The 3,349-nt window shown below is 62.9% G+C and carries 5 protein-coding genes; 1 reads left to right on the top strand and 4 read right to left on the bottom strand.

Features of this window, described 5'->3' with window-relative positions; translation table 11 throughout:
- A partial coding sequence (locus ACIQ3A_RS14495) for a carboxyl transferase domain-containing protein (protein ID WP_396432432.1) occupies positions 1–468 on the top strand: 468 nt, incomplete at its 5' end.
- Between the two features lie 201 nt (positions 469–669).
- Here ACIQ3A_RS14495 and ACIQ3A_RS14490 read toward each other — a convergent pair.
- The 4 genes from ACIQ3A_RS14490 to ACIQ3A_RS14475 all read right to left on the bottom strand — a co-directional run.
- Entirely contained in the window at positions 670–858 is a 189-nt protein-coding gene (locus tag ACIQ3A_RS14490) for a DUF2783 domain-containing protein (RefSeq protein WP_396432431.1), read from the bottom strand.
- Positions 859–869: 11 nt separating this feature from the next.
- Positions 870–2,561: an FAD-dependent monooxygenase gene (locus tag ACIQ3A_RS14485; protein ID WP_396432430.1), complete on the bottom strand. Its 1,692-nt coding sequence runs from the start codon at positions 2,559–2,561 to the stop codon at positions 870–872.
- Between the two features lie 23 nt (positions 2,562–2,584).
- Positions 2,585–3,019: a MarR family winged helix-turn-helix transcriptional regulator gene (locus ACIQ3A_RS14480; protein ID WP_396432429.1), complete on the bottom strand. Its 435-nt coding sequence runs from the start codon at positions 3,017–3,019 to the stop codon at positions 2,585–2,587.
- Between the two features lie 175 nt (positions 3,020–3,194).
- Positions 3,195–3,349, bottom strand: a 155-nt coding sequence (locus tag ACIQ3A_RS14475) for an FAD-linked oxidase C-terminal domain-containing protein (protein ID WP_396432433.1), incomplete at its 5' end; no start/stop codon positions are given.

Genomic DNA, 3,349 nt, shown 5'->3' with positions numbered 1-3,349 from the left:
GATACACCCGGCTTCATGGTCGGGCCTGACACCGAAGCCACGGCCCAGGTGCGCCATGTCTCACGCATGTTTGTGGCGGCAGCGCACTTGCGGGTGCCGCTGCTCAGCGTGGTGTTGCGCAAGGGCTATGGCTTGGGGGCGATGGCCATGACTGGCGGCGGCTTTCATGAAACCCTGGCCACAGTGGCCTGGCCCACCGGCGAGTTTGGCGGCATGGGCCTCGAAGGTGCGGTGCGCCTGGGTTACCGCAAGGAGCTGGATGCTTTGCCCGAAGGCCCTGAGCGCGAGGCCTTGTTTGAACAACTGCTGGCGCAGCAATACGACAATGGTAGCGCCATCAACATGGCGGCCACGCTGGAGATCGATGCGGTGATTGACCCAGCGGCCACCCGCGATTGGTTGCTGGCGGGTTTGCAGGCAGGGCAGGTCAAAGCGGCCAACGGAAGCTTGGCGATCGACACGTGGTGAGGCCATGGTCAGGGCATGGCAAAGCCATCGGGTTTTTGCCACCGGCGGTCAGCTCAATCAGTGCCGCGGCCTGGTCCAGTTTGGCCGAGTGGACCCAACTTTTCAGGGCGGGGTTGTGGGTTTCATCCAAGGGGGTCGCCGTGTTCTTTCAAAAAGCCATGCCGCCCTTGTGCCTCCAAGCATCCAGGCGGGCGCGGCATGTCAGAGGTCTTGCAGTGCCGCGGCAATGTGTTGCTGAAACAGATTTTCGTCGGCCAGGGCATTGGCATTGAGCAAGGCCAGTTTGACGAGAAATAAGGAAGCCTTGTCAGGGCCGGCTAGGTCCATGGCGGTGGCCAGCGCGTCGTAAACGGTTTCGAGGCCGCCAATGGAGAGTGCTTTGTCGGTCATGGATGTCTTCCTTATTGCGGCAGGGCGGTGCTCAAAGCGGCTTGCAGGCGTGTGGCGTCCAGCGTGAGCCAGCGCGCACAAATGTGCTGGTCAGGGCGCAGCAAATACGCCCCGCCGTTGGCCGGCACGCCGTAGCGCTGGCGCAGGTGGCCATCGGTATCGGGCAGGGTCATGTCGGCACCGGCCACGGCATGGGCTGCACCGACCGCCGTCACGTTCAAGGGCATGCCTTTTTGCCGTGCAGCGTCGATGACGCTTTGCAGCGCCTGGGGCATGGCGGGTGCATCGGTGAAGTACAGCAGGTCAAAGCCGCCCCCCAGGTGGTCCAGCAAAAAGTCATTGGCCCCCAGGCGCACGTTTTGCGGCGGCGCACCGTGGGCTGGCCCGGCCTTGAACAAGCTGTTGTCGTCGCCTGAGCTGTTGAGCAGGGAGTGTGCGTATTCATGTGGCCGCGAAGTGCGCCAGTGGTACAGCGGCCGCACGAATGCCTGGGTGAGCGAGAGCGAGAGTACTGCATCGCGCAGCAGGCGAAACCCTTTGCTGGGAGGGGCCATGAAGCGCGTGCTTTTGCCCGATTCAGTGACGATCTCGCGGGCCGCGCCCACGCGTTCGGCGCTGTGGTTGGCCAGCAGCGTCTTGCCCGCCAGGCCCTTGACCACCAAAGCCAGCTGCCAGCCCAGCGACTGTGCGTCTTGAAAAGCGGTGTTCGCCCCGCGCACACCGAAGATGGGCAGCAAGTGTGCGGCGTCGCCCGTGAAAATCACGCTGCCGTGTACAAAGTCGGCCAGTGTCAGGGTGCGTGCGGAGTAGACCGAGGACCAGTCCATTTCCCACGGTGTCTCAGCGTGCCCGATCATGGCCAGTTGCGAGTTGATGCGGGTCTTGAGCGACTCGGGGCGAAGCGCTTGCTCAGGGGTTTCCCCTTCGGGCAGCTGGTAGTCCACACGCCAGATGCCGTGCGGTTCGCGGTGCATCAGGATGGTGTTGCCAGGATTCCACTCGGGGTCAAAGTAGGCCAGTCTTTCGGTGGGCAATGGCAAGTCGATGCGGATGTCGGCGATCACGAAAAAGCCTTCGTAAGACGCGCCCTCCATCTGCAGGTTCATTGCCGTGCGGATGCCGGAACGCCCGCCGTCGGCAGCCACCACCCAGTCGCTTTCCAGAGCGTAAGGGCCTTCGGGTGTGTCGACTGCCAATTGAGCGTAGCCGTCTTTTTGCACCACGGCGTTGACCTTGTTGCCCCAGCGAAACTCGATCAAGGGGTTGGCTTGGCAAGCGTCGTGCAGGTACTCCTCCATGAATTGCTGCTGGACGTTGATGATTGGAAAAAACCGGTCATCGGCATCGTGCGGCGCTTCCATGCGGAACACGCGCTGGCCCCGGTAATACGAGTTGCCAAAGCGCCAGGGCAGGCCGCCCTCGGTCATGCGCTCGGCCACGCCGACTTGCTGCAGGATTTCCATCGAGCGACGGGTGAAACAGATCGCTCGGCTGCCTTGCGAGAACTGCAACTCGGCTGACAGCACCACACTGGCCACGCCGTGGCGCGCTAATTCCAGCGCCGTCACCATGCCCGCCGGACCCGAGCCGACGACCACGACTTTCTTTCGGTCCTGCTTTGGGTGGGCCGAGGGCAGCCAGGGCTGGAAAACTTCGTACTGGTAATAAATCGAAGGACGGGCTTCGGTGGTGGGGGTGTGCATGGTGTGGTGGCGTCAAGTGGATTTCAGCGAGGGCGGGCGTGGGCGATCAGGCGGTCGAACAGGGCGCTCAAGCTCGCCTGTTCTTTGGCAGTCAGGCAGCCAAAAATTTGTTCGTTGCGATGGGCGATCATGTCCATGGCGCGCTGGAATACCCTGCGCCCCGTGGGTGTGAGCGTCAGCACCACGCCTCGGCCATCGCCCGGGTGGTCGGCTTTGAGCACCAGACCCTGATCGGCCAGAGCCTGTGCAGCGCGGCTGGCCTGGCCTTTGTTCAGGTTGGCTTTGTCGGCCAGCGCCTTGACCGACAAAGGCTCGAACGCGCCAATCGTCGACAGGCAGCGCCCTTCGCTCATCGACAAGCCGGTGCGCTCAGGGTAGGCCGACTGGCTGTCTGCGTCGGTCAGCTTGTGCAGTTGGTGCAGACGGTAGGTCAGCGTGCGGTCGAGCTGCGGGGTCATGTGTGTGCCTGGTGCCTCTGCCTTGAAGGAGTTTGATTCTAGGGTTATTTTGTTGCGCGCGCAACCATTTAAGCCATGGACGGATGTGCGCATCCCGGTGCGCCAAAAAAAACGCCTGAGGATCGCTCAGGCGTTGTGGGGGGGCGTGGGGCGCTGCGCAGGGACGCTGTGTGGCTCAGAAGCGTTCGAGCTCTGGGTGTTTGATCGCCCCCGCCCGCACCAGCATGCGGCCATATTCGGCGCAGCGGTTGAGCGTGGGGATGACCTTGCCGGGGTTCAGCAGGCTTTGCGGGTCAAAGGCGCGTTTGACGGCAAACATCTGTTCGTTCT

Origin of the sequence: Limnohabitans sp. (assembly GCF_044361985.1) — a bacterium.
Classification (GTDB): domain Bacteria; phylum Pseudomonadota; class Gammaproteobacteria; order Burkholderiales; family Burkholderiaceae_C; genus Limnohabitans_A.
This window is presented reverse-complemented; position numbering and strand designations above follow the sequence as displayed.